The sequence below is a fragment of the Polynucleobacter sp. HIN8 genome (assembly GCF_030297615.1).
Taxonomy (GTDB): domain Bacteria; phylum Pseudomonadota; class Gammaproteobacteria; order Burkholderiales; family Burkholderiaceae; genus Polynucleobacter.
Map to the genome: position 1 here is coordinate 727,727 of NZ_AP028139.1, position 13,688 is coordinate 741,414.

At 46.8% G+C, this 13,688-nt stretch carries 18 protein-coding genes; 11 read left to right on the forward strand and 7 right to left on the reverse strand.

Annotated elements, in window-relative coordinates:
• Positions 1-42: 42 nt before the first annotated feature.
• Together QUE65_RS03865 and QUE65_RS03870 are read right to left on the reverse strand one after the other, a co-directional pair.
• Positions 43-906, reverse strand: a complete 864-nt coding sequence (locus QUE65_RS03865; protein WP_286282023.1) for a ChaN family lipoprotein — start codon at positions 904-906, stop codon at positions 43-45.
• Positions 906-1,157: a GNAT family N-acetyltransferase gene (locus tag QUE65_RS03870; protein ID WP_286282025.1), complete on the reverse strand. Its 252-nt coding sequence runs from the start codon at positions 1,155-1,157 to the stop codon at positions 906-908. Before QUE65_RS03870 ends, QUE65_RS03865 begins: the two co-directional genes overlap by 1 nt.
• A 110-nt stretch (positions 1,158-1,267) precedes the next feature.
• Here QUE65_RS03870 and QUE65_RS03875 point away from each other — a divergent pair, with 110 nt between their 5' ends.
• Together QUE65_RS03875 and QUE65_RS03880 are read left to right on the forward strand one after the other, a co-directional pair.
• Entirely contained in the window at positions 1,268-1,450 is a 183-nt protein-coding gene (locus QUE65_RS03875) for a hypothetical protein (protein ID WP_286282027.1), read from the forward strand.
• Between the two features lie 8 nt (positions 1,451-1,458).
• Positions 1,459-1,941: an MEKHLA domain-containing protein gene (locus QUE65_RS03880; protein ID WP_286282029.1), complete on the forward strand. Its 483-nt coding sequence runs from the start codon at positions 1,459-1,461 to the stop codon at positions 1,939-1,941.
• Here QUE65_RS03880 and QUE65_RS03885 read toward each other — a convergent pair.
• A complete protein-coding gene (locus QUE65_RS03885) occupies positions 1,926-3,482 on the reverse strand; it encodes a cryptochrome/photolyase family protein (RefSeq protein WP_286282030.1) in 1,557 nt (518 codons plus the stop codon). The genes QUE65_RS03880 and QUE65_RS03885 overlap by 16 nt on opposite strands.
• A gap of 225 nt (positions 3,483-3,707) precedes the next feature.
• On the opposite strand from QUE65_RS03885, the gene QUE65_RS03890 reads away from it, so the two are divergent.
• Genes QUE65_RS03890 through soxA form a run of 6 tightly spaced genes read left to right on the forward strand, consistent with a single transcriptional unit; the run spans position 3,708 to position 8,340 of the window.
• The gene (locus tag QUE65_RS03890; RefSeq protein ID WP_215372067.1) at positions 3,708-4,157 is read left to right on the forward strand and encodes a (2Fe-2S)-binding protein; all 450 of its coding nucleotides are present in this window, start codon (positions 3,708-3,710) and stop codon (positions 4,155-4,157) included.
• A gap of 10 nt (positions 4,158-4,167) precedes the next feature.
• Positions 4,168-6,378, forward strand: a complete 2,211-nt coding sequence (locus tag QUE65_RS03895; protein WP_286282031.1) for a xanthine dehydrogenase family protein molybdopterin-binding subunit — start codon at positions 4,168-4,170, stop codon at positions 6,376-6,378.
• Positions 6,379-6,381: 3 nt separating this feature from the next.
• Entirely contained in the window at positions 6,382-6,819 is a 438-nt protein-coding gene (gene soxX / locus QUE65_RS03900; protein ID WP_286282032.1) for a sulfur oxidation c-type cytochrome SoxX, read from the forward strand.
• Positions 6,816-7,259 (forward strand): thiosulfate oxidation carrier protein SoxY, encoded by a 444-nt coding sequence (locus tag QUE65_RS03905; RefSeq protein WP_215372073.1) that lies wholly within the window; start codon positions 6,816-6,818, stop codon positions 7,257-7,259. The genes soxX and QUE65_RS03905 overlap by 4 nt, the downstream gene beginning before the upstream one ends.
• Complete coding sequence (locus QUE65_RS03910; protein WP_215372075.1) at positions 7,256-7,585, forward strand: thiosulfate oxidation carrier complex protein SoxZ; 330 nt, start codon at positions 7,256-7,258, stop codon at positions 7,583-7,585. Before QUE65_RS03905 ends, QUE65_RS03910 begins: the two co-directional genes overlap by 4 nt.
• Positions 7,582-8,340 carry a sulfur oxidation c-type cytochrome SoxA gene (gene soxA, locus QUE65_RS03915; RefSeq protein ID WP_286282034.1) on the forward strand — a complete coding sequence of 253 codons (759 nt, stop codon included), beginning with the start codon at positions 7,582-7,584 and terminating at the stop codon, positions 8,338-8,340. Before QUE65_RS03910 ends, soxA begins: the two co-directional genes overlap by 4 nt.
• Here soxA and QUE65_RS03920 read toward each other — a convergent pair.
• Complete coding sequence (locus QUE65_RS03920; RefSeq protein WP_286282036.1) at positions 8,337-9,287, reverse strand: XdhC family protein; 951 nt, start codon at positions 9,285-9,287, stop codon at positions 8,337-8,339. The two genes, soxA and QUE65_RS03920, sit on opposite strands and share 4 nt — an antisense overlap.
• 63 nt (positions 9,288-9,350) lie before the next feature.
• On the opposite strand from QUE65_RS03920, the gene QUE65_RS03925 reads away from it, so the two are divergent.
• Both QUE65_RS03925 and QUE65_RS03930 read left to right on the forward strand, forming a co-directional pair.
• Positions 9,351-9,953, forward strand: a complete 603-nt coding sequence (locus QUE65_RS03925; protein ID WP_286282038.1) for a nucleotidyltransferase family protein — start codon at positions 9,351-9,353, stop codon at positions 9,951-9,953.
• Positions 9,954-9,957: 4 nt separating this feature from the next.
• Positions 9,958-10,590: a class I SAM-dependent methyltransferase gene (locus QUE65_RS03930; RefSeq protein WP_286282040.1), complete on the forward strand. Its 633-nt coding sequence runs from the start codon at positions 9,958-9,960 to the stop codon at positions 10,588-10,590.
• 29 nt (positions 10,591-10,619) lie between these two features.
• Here the strand turns inward: QUE65_RS03930 and QUE65_RS03935 are convergent, their stop codons facing one another.
• Genes QUE65_RS03935 through QUE65_RS03945 form a run of 3 tightly spaced genes read right to left on the reverse strand, consistent with a single transcriptional unit; the run spans position 10,620 to position 13,172 of the window.
• On the reverse strand, positions 10,620-10,994 hold the full coding sequence (locus tag QUE65_RS03935) for a DUF2784 domain-containing protein (protein WP_286282041.1): 375 nt from the start codon (positions 10,992-10,994) through the stop codon (positions 10,620-10,622).
• Between the two features lie 10 nt (positions 10,995-11,004).
• Entirely contained in the window at positions 11,005-11,976 is a 972-nt protein-coding gene (gene senB / locus QUE65_RS03940) for a selenoneine biosynthesis selenosugar synthase SenB (RefSeq protein WP_286282043.1), read from the reverse strand.
• Positions 11,977-11,978: 2 nt separating this feature from the next.
• Positions 11,979-13,172 carry an MFS transporter gene (locus tag QUE65_RS03945; RefSeq protein ID WP_286282045.1) on the reverse strand — a complete coding sequence of 398 codons (1,194 nt, stop codon included), beginning with the start codon at positions 13,170-13,172 and terminating at the stop codon, positions 11,979-11,981.
• A 122-nt stretch (positions 13,173-13,294) separates the two neighbouring features.
• Between QUE65_RS03945 and QUE65_RS03950 the strand changes: the two genes are divergently transcribed.
• Positions 13,295-13,687, forward strand: a complete 393-nt coding sequence (locus tag QUE65_RS03950; protein ID WP_215372105.1) for a VOC family protein — start codon at positions 13,295-13,297, stop codon at positions 13,685-13,687.
• The last annotated feature ends 1 nt before the right edge of the window (position 13,688 follow it).

Below are 13,688 nucleotides of genomic sequence, written 5' to 3' on the forward strand. Positions count from 1 at the left end.
CGTGTATTTAATGAAAGGCCCGGCATTTGTTGCCGATGCGTACTACCTAGAGGATTCGGATTTACCAAAATGAAGGGTAGCGCAGGGGTCGGCACGTTCGATGCTGGGGCTAATCCAAACAAAATCATAGAGTTTGGCCAGCTCCGCCAGTGCTTTAGGGTCACGTCGATCCTCTTCAACAAAACCAACACTCACGCGTTTCTTAGAGGGCTCAAGAAATCTTAAAACTTGGGGCACCCCATAATCATTGCGAACATGGCCATTACCGGCAAACAGAATTGCAGGGGAATGGCGCATCATGATCTGTGCCATCGAGATGTCCGTCAAGCGCTGCACCCGAAACATGGGTTCTAAATACTGGGCGGGAAGCTTGCCACAATGCCCGTCGATCAAATCGTTCTCAAGACTGCGTTTTGCCTCACCTGTCAAAGCACTTTTTTGGTAATCCGATTCCATCGCAGCCGGAATGGACCCACCAGAGAAGATGGTTTTAGAAATTGAACGATCTAGATTGGAGCCATAGAGCGGTAAGCCAGATACTCGAACCGCTTCAAATAGGGGTTGATAGAGCTTCCATGGCCACGCTTTTGGGGAGAACCCTGCTTGCTCCAGCGACTGTAGAGTCGATCCAGTCCATCGGACTAATGGACCGGTTGGCAGATACTCAACAACCGCTGCATATTTTTTGCTGGCAATTACAGCAATCAATCGACCGCGTGCTTCATGGTGGTGGGGGTTATCGTGAAGTTCACCCAGCAAAATATAGTCAGCGCTGATTAGCTCAGCAATCAATCGCTCCTGATTAATGGTGGTCTGATTACGTAAATCAACGATTGAGTTTGCGCTTGCAGCACTGCTAAAAACAAGAAGAATCCAACTTAGATAAATTTTCTTAATGGTATTCATTAAGAATATTTCTCGAGTGCAGCAAAAAAACGTTGCCCCATGGGCGAAACAGGCTGATGAGGCACGCCGACTTGACCAGTTATTCGTTGGACCTCCTGGACTAGCTTGCGTCCAAACCCCATTAACCGGTACATGGGTTGAACATAGATGTACTCAATATCACCGTTATTAGAATACCGGCAGTAAGCGATCGTGGTGTTTTGGTTCTTCATCCAAATCGTTTGCTGATCAACTTCGATTGAATAGTCCATAGGATTGACTGATTGCATTATTTCCCAAATCGCCTGTAGAATGAAACTGGATATTTTATGTTTAGTTTTGAATTCTAGTATTACAAGCTTGTTTGTATTGCCTAGTGTTTATGTACCGAATAATAAAAATCGATCCCGTCAAAGAACTGGCCTACGTTGCTGACGAACCAAAGGGCAAGTCGTTTGAATTTTATTTCCCAAAACTCAGTGATGCTGTTTTCATTGAAGAGTACACCTTAAAGCTTATTAGTAGTGACGGCCGCTACAAAATTATTTCATTGCTCGGCCGATAAGGCTTGGCATGCCATTCTCCCGCATTGAACCAGGCCCGAATAATCAATTTATGCCCATCGAGGCTTGGTTGATATTGGATAGCTATCAGCATTTTCTAGGTAAGTCTTGCATTGAATTAACCAGTTCAAAGAATGCAGCGCAAATGCTCTACGAAGCCCCTTTTGCGGTGGTGGCGCATGATACCTGCGCAGACCCAATTTTTGCCTACGCCAATCGGATGGCTCAGAATGCATTTGAAATGACTTGGGCAGAAATCACCTCGATTCCATCGCGTCAATCGGCAGAGCCGGTCTTGCAAGACGAGCGCCAATCCTTGTTGCAGCGTGTGCAACAGTTTGGTTTTATCGATGATTACTCCGGTATTCGGATATCCAAGGGCGGTAAACGGTTTTGGATCCGTAATGCAACGGTATGGAATTTAATCGATGCGAATGGAGCGAGGGTGGGCCAAGCCGCCCGATTTGATCGCTGGGATTATTTACCAGCCTGACTGTCTCGAAGTTCTGAAGCTTTGTCTTGAATTGCCAACTTGGCTTGATCGGTCATGCGTGCGAGATTGCGAACCTGCATGAGCATGCGTGGATTCTTACTCATGGCGCTTTCATGACGAATTAGAAAATCCCAATATAGGGTGGTAAATGGACAGGCATTAGGACCAGTAGATTGATCAGGCTTAAATGCGCAGTGCTTGCAATAATTACTCATGCGATCAATGTATTTACCCGTTGCAATATAAGGCTTACTGGCCATTAATCCGCCATCGGCAAATTGGCTCATACCAATGACATTGGGTAGCTCTACCCACTCGACAGCATCCACATACATACTTAAATACCAAGCATGAATTTCCTTTGGCTTGACCCCAAGAAGTAGGGCGTAGAGACCGGTGACCATTAGTCGTTGAATATGGTGTGCATAGCCCGTGCGCAAACTCTGAGTAATCGTTTGCGATAAACAATGCATTGGGGTGTTACCGTCCCAGAAGAATGCGGGTAGCGGTTGATTGGCCTTTAACGCATTGAGTTCAAGGTACTTTGGCATGTTCATCCAATAGATACCGCGGACATATTCACGCCAGCCTAAGATTTGACGAATAAATCCCTCAACCGCGGCAATTGGTGCCCGACCTTGACGATAGGCTTCTTCTGTAGCCTTCACCACCTCTTGAGCGGATAGTAATTTTAGATTTAGGGCGCTTGCGATATGCGAATGAAATAACCATGGCTCATCAGTCCACATGGCATCTTGATACACGCCAAACTCAGGTAGACGATGTTGAATAAAGTCATCTAAGACACGCAGAGCCTCTTGCCGATTGACCGGCCACCCAAAGTCAGAAGCACTTGCAGTTACCGAACCGGGATGCGATGCAAACCGACTCTCAACCAGTTCGATCACCTCTTGGGTAATGCGATCGGGCTTGAGGCGCAGTGGTGGTGGTATGGGTGGCGGACCATCTTTACCAAAGGAGGAACGATTTTCGGAGTCAAAGTTCCATTCGCCACCGGCAGGGGAATCGCCATCCATGAGGACACGATGCTTTTTGCGAAGCTCGCGATACCAATACTCCAGACGCAGTTGCTTACGACCTTTGGCGTGCTCAAAAAACTCGCGCACGGTCGAGAAAAAATACCGATCTTCGCGGATTTCTAGTTCAATGCCAGTTTGCAATGCCAGTTGTTTAATTTTCTCAAGAACCCGCCAATCTCCAGGGGCGGTCATAATGAGTCGGCTCGGATTGCATAGGGCAATGGTTCTGGCAAGCTCACCCTCAATGCTTTGGGTATTGTTCGGGTCACCCAGCTCGCTGTAATGTAAGTTAATCTTTTCCTTGCGCAATGCTTGCGCAAAATGTCGCATCGCACTAATAAATAAGGCAATGCGTTGCTTTGAAGACCAAATGTGGGTCGATTCTTCATCGACTTCTGCCATCCATACTGCGTCTTGCTTCACATCAAAGTCGTCAAATGCGCTCGCATCCCGGTTGAGCTGATCGCCAAGGATAACGACTAAGAATCGAGTTTGGGCCATGAATTTAGATGAATTGATTGGTGTTGAGATCGTTGATGACCCGTATTAGAATTTTATGATGAAACAGAAAATTTTATTGAATTCAATGCGTTATCAAATACATTGATCGAAACCGATTTTCCCAACTAGCCCCCATTTATTTTTTTACTATTTGGTATATGATTCTTAAAACCCTCTGATCTAAGAGGAATTTCAATAAGTCAAATAAAATGCAAGGAGACCTGCATGGTAAAGCTAACCGTGAACGGCAAGGCAAGATCGGTTGATGTCGATCCTAACACCCCATTATTGTGGGTGATTCGTGAGCAAATCGGATTAACTGGAACGAAGTATGGATGCGGTATCGCAGCCTGCGGTTCCTGTACCGTACTATTGGATGGTGCAGCGGTCCGTTCCTGCGCCTTGCCCGTTAGTGCTGCAGCAGGTAAAAAGATTGAGACGGTTGAGAGCTTGGCCCAAGGCGGCAAGCTCAGCAAAGTTCAGCAGGCATTTGTTGAAAAACAAGCCCCGCAATGCGGCTATTGCCAGACCGGCATGGTGATGGCAGTCACCGCTTTACTACGAAGCAATCCAAAGCCAAGCGATGCCGATATTGATGCGGCAGTGACCAATATTTGTCGCTGTGGAACCTTTCAAGAAGTTCGGGCTGCGGTTCATGCCGCCGCTAAGGCTTAAGGAGAATACGATGAATGCACCTGTACCAAATTTATCTCGCCGCCAATTCATTGTCGGATCCAGTGCAGTTTCCGCTGGATTAGCAATCGGTTTGGAGTTCCCAGCCGTGATTGGAAGTGCTCAAGCCTCCACAGCGCAAGCGGCAATGCCCCCTGAAATCGGGGTCTGGGTGATGATTCAGCCAAATGACACCGTGATTATTCGTGTAGTTCGCTCTGAAATGGGTCAGGGCACCATTACTGGCTTAGCTCAATTAGTCGCCGAGGAGTTGGAGTGCGATTGGAAGAAAATTACGATTGATTATCCGACCCCAGGAGAGAGCCTAAAGCGTAAAGGTGTATGGGGATCATTCTCCACTGGTGGCAGTCGCGGTATTCGTACCTCTGAAGATTATGTTCGCAAAGGCGGTGCTGCAGCGCGCATCATGCTAGTTCAAGCAGCAGCGAATCAATGGGGTGTTCCTGCTGCAGAATGCTTGGCTTCCAATAGCGTCATTTCCCATCAGGCTAGCGGTCGAACTATCAGTTATGGAAAAGTCGCCGCTGCTGCAGCGAAATTGCCTGTGCCTGACGCTAAGAGCATTGAGCTGAAAGATCCCAAGCGCTGGAAGGTGATTGGTAAGTCGATGGACCGCATTGATAGCTTGGCCGATAAAGTGACCGGCAAACAGGTTTATGCAATTGATCTGCAAATGCCTGGCATGCTAGTTGCTACGATTAAAGAATGCCCAGTATTTGGCGGTAAGTTAAAAAGCTTTGATGCTAGCAAAGTAGCCAGCATGAAGGGTGTAAAAAAGGTAGTGCAGGTTAGTGATACGTCTGTCGCTGTTGTTGCAGACACCTTCTGGCAGGCTAAGGTCGCCATGGATCAGTTGCCCATCGTTTGGGACGAAGGTGCCAATGCCAATGTTCAACAGGCTGATATTCTGAAGCGTCTTGAGGAGGGATTAAATGCCAACGAAACCTTTGTTGGTAATGCCAATGGCGACTTTAAAAAAGCAGCATCGGATGCCTCAAAGAAAATTGAAGCCAAATTCTTTTATCCATTCTTAAACCACGCTCCGATGGAGCCCATGAATGCAACTGCGTTGTGGACTGCGGATAAATGCCGTGCCTGGGTCCCCACACAAGATGGTGAGGCATCTCTTGCAGCCGTGATCGCAGCTTCTGGTCTAACAGCAGATAAATGCGATGTAATCAAGGTCAATCTCGGTGGTGGATTTGGACGACGCGGGGCGTTTCAGGATTACACAACCCAAGTGGTCAATATCGCAAAACAAATGCCTGGTACCCCCATTAAGCTCATTTGGACTCGCGAAGAGGATATGACCCAGGGTCGTTACCATCCCATCATGATGTGCAGGATGACCGGAACGTTTGATGATAAGAAAAATCTAACCGGTGTTCATATGCGCCTCTCAGGTCAGTCCATCTTGACAGCCGTTCGTCCTGCGGTGGTTGCCCAGAATAAAGGCATGGATCCATTGGTTTTCCAGGGCGTGGCAAAAGGTGGAGAGCATGGCATTAGCTATGATTTCCCTAACTTGACGATTGACCATGCCATGCGGAACACGCATGTGCCACCGGGTTTCTGGCGGGGCGTCAATATCAATCAGAATGCTGTCTTTATGGAATGCTTCATGGACGAACTGGCAGAATATGCTGGAATGGATCCAGTCGAATTCAGACGCAAGTATTCAGCCAATTACCCACGCAACTTGGCCGTTCTCAATGCGGTGGCCGATCGAATTGGTTGGACAAAACCTGCGCCCGCTGGTGTATTCCGAGGAATAGCGCAGCAAAAATCATTTGGTAGTTTTGTGGCGGCCGCTTGTGAAATCTCGGTCACCGATGGCAATAAGATCAAGATACATCGGATCGTTGCTGCCACGGATCCTGGTTATGCGGTAAATCCGGCGCAAATTGAGCGTCAGGTTTCTGGATCCTTTGTTTATGGCCTCTCGGCATTGTTTGAAGAAGAGTGCACCGTCAAAAATGGGCGCATCGAGCAAACCAATTTTGATACCTTTGGGTCGATTCGTTTGCGGCAAATGCCAAAAGTAGAAACGATCATTATTCAAGGTGGTGGAAAAGAGTGGGGTGGAATTGGTGAACCCACCATTTCTGTTGCTGCTCCAGCCGTACTCAATGCGTATTACCGTGCAACCGGTAAGCGCGTTCGTACCGTTCCACTCAAGAATAGCGGTATCACCCTTGTGTAATTGATGCGTGTTGGATTTAAGCTAGTCATTTGTGCGTTACTAGCTTTTCCACACCCACTGTATGCACAACTGATTTGGGATGGCGATGCCATCCCAAATTCATTAAGTGGGCAGCCTGGTGATCCCACTCGAGGAAAATCCATTGTCGTAAGTCGTCAAACAGGTTTGTGTATTTTGTGCCACAGCGTGCCATCTACCGAGGAGCGATTTCAGGGAAATTTAGCACCCGATTTGCGCATCAGTGTAGGTAATTTAAACGCCGCTCAACTTCGTGCGCGTCTAGTCGATGCCTCACGTTCTCAGCCCAACACGATTATGCCGTCTTACTATAGAATCGATCATCTTCATCGTGTTGCACCATCATTTGCAGGTAAAACGGTATTAAGTGGTCAAGACATTGAGGATGTGGTTGCCTATTTGCTAACAATCAAAACACCATGAGTTCACGTCGTTTATTTATTTCCTCCATGACGGCCATTTGTCTGAGCCCTTGGCATCGAGCGCAAGCATCGACAAGCGATGCTCAGCAAGTTATTTCAAAAATCATTGGAAATCAGTCGGTCAAAACTGGAAGAATTTATTTTGAGCTTCCGCCTTTGGTTGAGAATGGCAATTTAGTTGCCGTGAAGTGTGCAGTCCAAAGCCCAATGACCGCCAATGATTATGTAAAAGTTATTCATATGATTGCAGAGGGCAATCCACTCCCCAATGTTGTGAGTTGCTATTTCACACCGCTATCAGGAAAGGCGGAATTTAGTACGCGGATTCGACTAGCGGATTCGCAGCGAGTATGGGTTTTGGCTCAAATGAGTAATGGTGATTTCTGGAGAACTTCTGCTGACACGGTAGTCACTTTATCGGCTTGTACGGAGATGATATGAGTCGCTCTTCACGTGCCGTTGTTACCTTTTCAAATCAAGTAAAGCGTGGCGAATTATTTTCAATTCGGGCCATTGTTCAACACGATATGGAATCCGGCTTTCGTCATACCGAACAGGGTGTGCGGGTACCACGCGATATCATTCGGGAGTTTGTTTGCACCTACAATGGCCGACTCGTTTTTCGGGCCGATCTTCATCCAGGAATAGGATCAAACCCGATTTTTATCTTTGATGCAAAGGCCGATCAATCTGGAATGATCGAGTGTAAATGGTCAGGGGATAACGGTTATTTAACCGTACTACAACAGCCAATTACCGTACTATGATTCAAGCGTTTGGTTCGCTTGCCATCAGTTTTTTTCTTTTCACCCATTCGGCACTCGCAGATTCTCGCCAATCGGGATACCAGCTTCTATCCCCAACCAATCAAGCGATGCAAAATGATATGAATCTCAATCCAGCACTTTTTGCAGTGATGGATGGTGAAGCTCTTTGGCAAGAAAAATCCCAGGCCAATGGCAAATCGTGTGCATCTTGTCATGGGGATGTCAAACAATCGATGCGGGGCGTTTTTGCAACCTACCCAAAAATCATGCATCAGAAATTACAAAATATGGAGGGTCAGATCAATGCTTGTCGTACCCGCCATCAGCACTTACCTGCGTTTGCATATGAAAGTAAGCCGATGCTAGCGCTTAGTACTTTGATCGCTTTGCAGTCACGCGGCTCGCCGATTCAGGCTGCACCGCTAGGAGATGTTAAAAAAGAGTATGAGTCCGGTAAGAACCTATATTTTCAACGGATTGGTCAGCTTAATTTGTCTTGTGCACAGTGTCATGATGATCGGGCTGGTTTAAAACTTGGCGGGAGTGTTATTCCCCAGGCGCATCCTACCGGTTATCCCATTTATCGGATTGAATGGCAAGGAATGGGATCGTTGCAACGCCGCTTAAGAAACTGCCTGTCGGGAGTACGTGCCCAAACCTATGCCTATGGGTCGAGCGAGCTGATGCAAATTGAGCTCTATTTAATGCATCGTGCAAATGGCATGATCATAGAAAGCCCGGGAATTCGTCCTTAGGAAGCATTCTTTCCGTATTTAACAGCGATTACCTCTGCCATGATCGAAACTGCGATTTCGGGTGGGGTTAAAGCCCCAATCGCTAGGCCTACAGGGCCATGCAGTCGCTCTAGCTGTTCGGTAGAGAGGTTAAATTCTCTTAGCCGCTCTTTGCGTTTTTGTGTATTGGTATGACTGCCCAATGCTCCAACGTAGAAGGCTTCAGATTGGAGGGCATCAATCAGGGCTAAATCATCAATTTTTGGATCATGCGTGAGCGCCACAATGGCAGTATGCGAGTCCACCCCTAACTCTTGCATCACATCGTCTGGCATTCCTTGAATAAACTGAATGCCCTCGGATCCGATTCCCTCCGCGTACTCTTCGCGTGGATCAATGATGGTGATGTCAAAGTCTGAGGTTAAGGCAAAACTGGCTAAACAAAGAGAGAGTTGACCGGCCCCAATAATGAACATCCGCCAGCGGGGACCATAAATAGTCTGCATTTTCTCATTCGAAAATTGGAACTGTGTAGAGCGATTTCCAATACTTAGGGTTGATTGACCAGTTAGTACGTTCACTTCGCGTAATACGATGGAACGTTTTTTAATACCGCTCATGATCGCCTCAAGAATCGCAAGCTCGGGCCGCGGTTCAACTAAGAGCTGGAGCGTTCCTCCGCAAGGAAGCCCAAAGCGAACCGCCTCATCCTTGCTAACCCCATATTTAACTAATTCAGGTGATGTTCGAGTCAAAATCTCCGTTTGCACACGCCGAATTAAATCATCTTCTACACAACCTCCGGAGACGGATCCAACAACCTGCCCATCTTCTCGTATGGCAAGCCATGAGCCAACTGGCCGAGGAGAGGATCCCCAGGTTTGGACAACCGTAGCTAACGCAACACGCTTTCCATCCTGCAACCAACTAATGGCGGATTGGAGGACTTGATAATCAGTACTATTCATGTACTAGAGTTTAATGGTAGTGTTTAATGCCTATTTGAATTAATCAAAACCCTGATTTTCTATATGCCCAAAATTGCCATTCTTCTTCTTGCTGCTGGTCAGGGGGCTCGATTAGGTGGATATCCCAAAGGACTGCTAACGAAAGATGGGGTGCCCTTACTGAGTCGATTTTGGCTTGAAGCTTCCCAATTGCAGCCGTGCGAAGCCATTACTGTCTTGGGTTTTTATGCAGATCGTTTAAGACCCTTGGCTTTGCAATACTCCAAGACAATCACGAATGATCAACCGGAACGAGGCCAATCCTCCTCGGTCCGAATTGGTCTTGCCGCCTTGCAATCAAATTACGAATATCTATTGATCGGTCTGGTGGATCAACCTCAGATCACCTTACGCGATCTACAAGCCCTCATGACCCACGCAGAGCATGTTCGAGATCAAGTAAGAGCGATTGTTCCTTGTTATCAGGGTCAACGAGGTAATCCAGTCGTATTGACTCGGAGCGCAGTAGAGGCTGTATTAGCGACCCCAAATCAAGGATGTCGAGAGTGGTTGGATCAAAATCCTGATCATGTTTTATTTATTGACATGCCTCATGAATCATATATTCGAGATGTCGATACGATGACCGATCTTGAGTATGAGAATCTTTCGATGAGTCACTCATAATCCAATGAAAAAAACACATTTCGCAGATGATGCAGCCCAATTTTGGGATAAGCGATTTTCGAGGGATGAGTACGTATTTGGCAAAGACCCAAATGTTTACTTAAAAGATCAGGTAACAGGCCGCATGAAACCAGGTGGGAATGCTCTCTGCATCGCTGATGGCGAGGGGCGAAATAGCGTCTGGCTAGCTCAGCAGGGAATGATTGTGGAGGCCTTTGACATATCGCCAGTCGCCGTAGAAAAGGCAAGGCAATTAGCCAAGCACCAATTGGTATCGGTTATATTGAATGTTGCTAGTACCGATTCTTGGACGTGGAAACTGAATCACTACGATTTAATCGCAGCCATTTTTATTCAGTTTGCGACCCCCAATATGCGTGTTGACCTCTTTGCCCACATACGCCAATCCCTAAAACCCGGTGGATATCTAATCCTTCAGGGGTATACGCCCAAGCAATTGGAATATAAGACGGGTGGCCCACCGAGTATTGATCATCTCTACACCACTGAATTAATTCAGGATCTCTTAAGAGGAATGGAAATCTGTGATTGGCAAGAATACGAAGCAGAAATTCATGAGGGTGAAGGACATCGTGGCATGTCTGCCTTGATGGGCGTGGTTGCTCGTAAACTCTAAGCTCTCAAGCGGCTAAGTGGTTGTGAGATTTACTGACCCAAAGAGCGAGGTGGAATTCGCCTCCAAAGATAGACTACCCAGATGCTGCAAAGAAGGTAGAGTCCCACAAAGAAAGAGGGTGGTAAATCCCAGTAAAGGAGTTGATTAAGCTGATAAGCCCAGAATGATTGTGGGGCAGTTGTCTGTCGAAGCTGAGCTTCCAATACTGTCAGTGGGCAGGTGATGGCAAATACTGCCTCGATGGCAATAAAGAGCATGAGACCGGCATGAATTTGACGAAAGCGGCGATTACGAATCCAGGACCAGGAATAAATAAATCCAAGCGGAATGAGCAGCAAGCCCAGTGTAATAAAGAGGGCGATACCAAAGTGAAAAGCCAAGACAATATCCGCAAGCGATGTCATAAAAATATTTTTATTTATTAGATCGTATTGATAGGAATAGCTTGGCGCAGAGTTTTTGAATAGCAGCTTTTTCTTGAACTGGCTTTATCAATTTTTGCAATTGTTTAACTTGTTCTTGAAGATTCTTGTAGAACAATTGATCGGTTTCTGCACGAAGCAGAAGTCTGGCTAAGGCTTTTTCATTACCAACCGGAAAATATCCCAAATAATCTTTTCCAAGCAGCCCACAATTGCCTGCTATCTTTGAGGCAAGTACTGGAACGCCCGCAGCAATCGCTTCAGAAACCACATGAGCGCCACCCTCCATGCGACTAGAAATAACCATGACGTGACTGCGCGCCAGGGTTCTTAGTGTTTTCTGATGACTCACCATGCCTTGCCAGGTATAGCGACTGTATTGATTGGAGTATTGCAATGCTGATTTCTTCATCTGAACACTCATCGCCATCCCCAAGTGTTGAATAGTGATTTGACTGTCGCTGCGCAAATAGGGTAAGGCGCGGATGATACAAAAAGGATCTTTTTCGGGGCGAAGATGCCCAATCACACTCACGCTGAATTGACCTTTGGGCTTTTGCTGCTTTGGTATCTGCGGTACCGACTGATGAATGACCGTTGTCTTATGACGCCATTTTGTGGGGATGATTTGTAATGCCTCTGCCTGTAAAACTACCAATGCATCAGCTAATGCCATCGATTTATGAACCTCTGGGTGGTTTGCCATATCCCGATATAGGTCAGTACCGGTCAGAATCAGAATTAAAGGACGGTTAGGGTATGCGAGCTTAAACGCATCAATTGACGCATGACTTCGATAGGCATGCAAGGCAATCAGAAGGTCGGCGTCTTTTCCGGACCAAGATTCAGTGATGGGGACTCGGTAGCCAAGCTGTCTTAAAAAACCTTGCCATCGTTTGGCGGTCACACGATTACCGTGGAGGCTCCCAGGAGGGGCTGGAGTGACGATTTCGATGCGACTCATATTTAAGAACTGCTCTTTGAAATGCGATTCAAAAAAATAAGTCCTAATACAGGGCCCGGTAGTAATAGCCAGGTAATGTAGTGATCCACGAGGGGCAAGACCAGGGTACTGATTTGAATTGAGATCATCGTGATGGTGAAGCCAATCGCATTTTGAATCGTCAGTGCCGTTCCGACAATTTCGGGTGGGCAAGCCTGGGCCGATAGGGCCGAGAACTGTGGCGAGTCAGCGACGACACTCATGCCCCAAATAAGCCAAAACAAAATTTGCGCCCACAGTGGTAACCCAGCAATCCATGGATAGAGAAGACAGCAGATACCCGATAGTGCTAAAGCGGTTGAGGCAACCTTGACCCCACCCATTGATTTGCTAAGTTGCCCTCCAAGAAAACATCCGAGCGCACCGACCCCGATGACCGAAAATGCCAATCCAGATAAATTCAAGGAATTTTGAACGGGATACGTACTGGCAATCAGAAATGGCACCAGCGCCCAGAAAGCGTAGAGTTCCCACATATGACCGAAATAACCTAATGCAGACCGACGATATGCTGGGATAGCAAAAAGTTGTCGAAAGCCACTTAGCTTCACCCTTGAGGCGGTGCCTAATTTGAGGTGGGGGCCGTCGCCAAGCCAAAAAATAATTCCCATCGCAATGATGGCCAGGAAGGAGGAGAACAGAATCACCTCTTGCCAAGGCCAATCAACACCGAAGTAGCGTGTGGCATGGGGAATAGCCGTTCCCAGAGTGAGCATGCCAACCAATTGCGCGATACGCGAGGATGCCTTTTGAGGATCCCAAGTCATGATGAGTTTCATGCCGATAGGGTAGATGCCTGCTAAACAAATTCCAACCAAGAAACGCAGTGCAGAGCCCATCCAGATGCTATCGGCCCATATCGCAAATGCGGTATTGAACAGTGCCCCAAGTAGGGCACAAGCGGCAAATAGATGACTGGGTCTAAACCGATCCGCAATACCGCTTAAAGCAAATACTAAGGTGCCTGCTACAAAACCCAATTGCACGGCATTGGTCAAAATACCAATACCTGCAAGATTGATATTCCAGGAACCAATTAAATTGTCAGCCACGCCATTGATCGAAAACCACAAGGAGGTTCCCATAAGCTCCGCAATCACAATAAATAACGAAGCTAAATTTGGGCTAATGGTTCGAGAGGGTGTCGAAGTAATCAATTGAATAAATAATAGGACTAACTTTAGTTGCTTCTATTATGGTACTTCTTCATAACAGAACACTTTAATTTATTTGTTGGATGCCATATGATCCATTCATTAGCAACTGTGATGGAGGGGACATGATTGATCATCTGGATCATTTGGTTTTAACAACTGCACACGAGGAACAGTGCATTCATTTCTATACACGCATACTTGGGATGAAACTTGAGTCATTTATTGGGGGAACGCCACCGGTTGAACGTAAAGCATTCAAGTTTGGTCAGCAAAAGATCAATCTTCATATCAAAGGTAAAGAATTTGAACCCAAGGCGGATGTTCCAACACCTGGTTCGCTTGATTTATGTTTTATTGCAGATCGTCCGTTGAAGGAGGTGATTGAGCAATTAAAAATTCTAAATTGGCCAATCATCGAAGGGCCCGTTGTTCGAACTGGAGCAACGACGAAAATAAATTCAGTCTACGTGCGCGACCCCGACCAAAATCTAATCGAGATCAGTGAATTGCTCTAAG

Excerpts from the sequence above, each read along its gene's own strand:
- QUE65_RS03925 (WP_286282038.1), top strand. The coding sequence starts at position 9,351 with ATGCCCAAAATTGCCATTCTTCTTCTTGCTGCTGGTCAGGGGGCTCGA.
- QUE65_RS03875 (WP_286282027.1), top strand. The coding sequence starts at position 1,268 with ATGTACCGAATAATAAAAATCGATCCCGTCAAAGAACTGGCCTACGTT.
- QUE65_RS03905 (WP_215372073.1), top strand. The coding sequence starts at position 6,816 with ATGAGTTCACGTCGTTTATTTATTTCCTCCATGACGGCCATTTGTCTG.
- QUE65_RS03870 (WP_286282025.1), bottom strand. The coding sequence starts at position 1,157 with ATGGACTATTCAATCGAAGTTGATCAGCAAACGATTTGGATGAAGAAC.
- QUE65_RS03880 (WP_286282029.1), top strand. The coding sequence starts at position 1,459 with ATGCCATTCTCCCGCATTGAACCAGGCCCGAATAATCAATTTATGCCC.
- QUE65_RS03950 (WP_215372105.1), top strand. The coding sequence starts at position 13,295 with ATGATTGATCATCTGGATCATTTGGTTTTAACAACTGCACACGAGGAA.
- soxA (WP_286282034.1), top strand. The coding sequence starts at position 7,582 with ATGATTCAAGCGTTTGGTTCGCTTGCCATCAGTTTTTTTCTTTTCACC.
- QUE65_RS03895 (WP_286282031.1), top strand. The coding sequence starts at position 4,168 with ATGAATGCACCTGTACCAAATTTATCTCGCCGCCAATTCATTGTCGGA.
- soxX (WP_286282032.1), top strand. The coding sequence starts at position 6,382 with ATGCGTGTTGGATTTAAGCTAGTCATTTGTGCGTTACTAGCTTTTCCA.
- QUE65_RS03910 (WP_215372075.1), top strand. The coding sequence starts at position 7,256 with ATGAGTCGCTCTTCACGTGCCGTTGTTACCTTTTCAAATCAAGTAAAG.
- QUE65_RS03920 (WP_286282036.1), bottom strand. The coding sequence starts at position 9,287 with ATGAATAGTACTGATTATCAAGTCCTCCAATCCGCCATTAGTTGGTTG.
- senB (WP_286282043.1), bottom strand. The coding sequence starts at position 11,976 with ATGAGTCGCATCGAAATCGTCACTCCAGCCCCTCCTGGGAGCCTCCAC.
- QUE65_RS03885 (WP_286282030.1), bottom strand. The coding sequence starts at position 3,482 with ATGGCCCAAACTCGATTCTTAGTCGTTATCCTTGGCGATCAGCTCAAC.
- QUE65_RS03935 (WP_286282041.1), bottom strand. The coding sequence starts at position 10,994 with ATGACATCGCTTGCGGATATTGTCTTGGCTTTTCACTTTGGTATCGCC.
- QUE65_RS03930 (WP_286282040.1), top strand. The coding sequence starts at position 9,958 with ATGAAAAAAACACATTTCGCAGATGATGCAGCCCAATTTTGGGATAAG.
- QUE65_RS03890 (WP_215372067.1), top strand. The coding sequence starts at position 3,708 with ATGGTAAAGCTAACCGTGAACGGCAAGGCAAGATCGGTTGATGTCGAT.
- QUE65_RS03865 (WP_286282023.1), bottom strand. The coding sequence starts at position 906 with ATGAATACCATTAAGAAAATTTATCTAAGTTGGATTCTTCTTGTTTTT.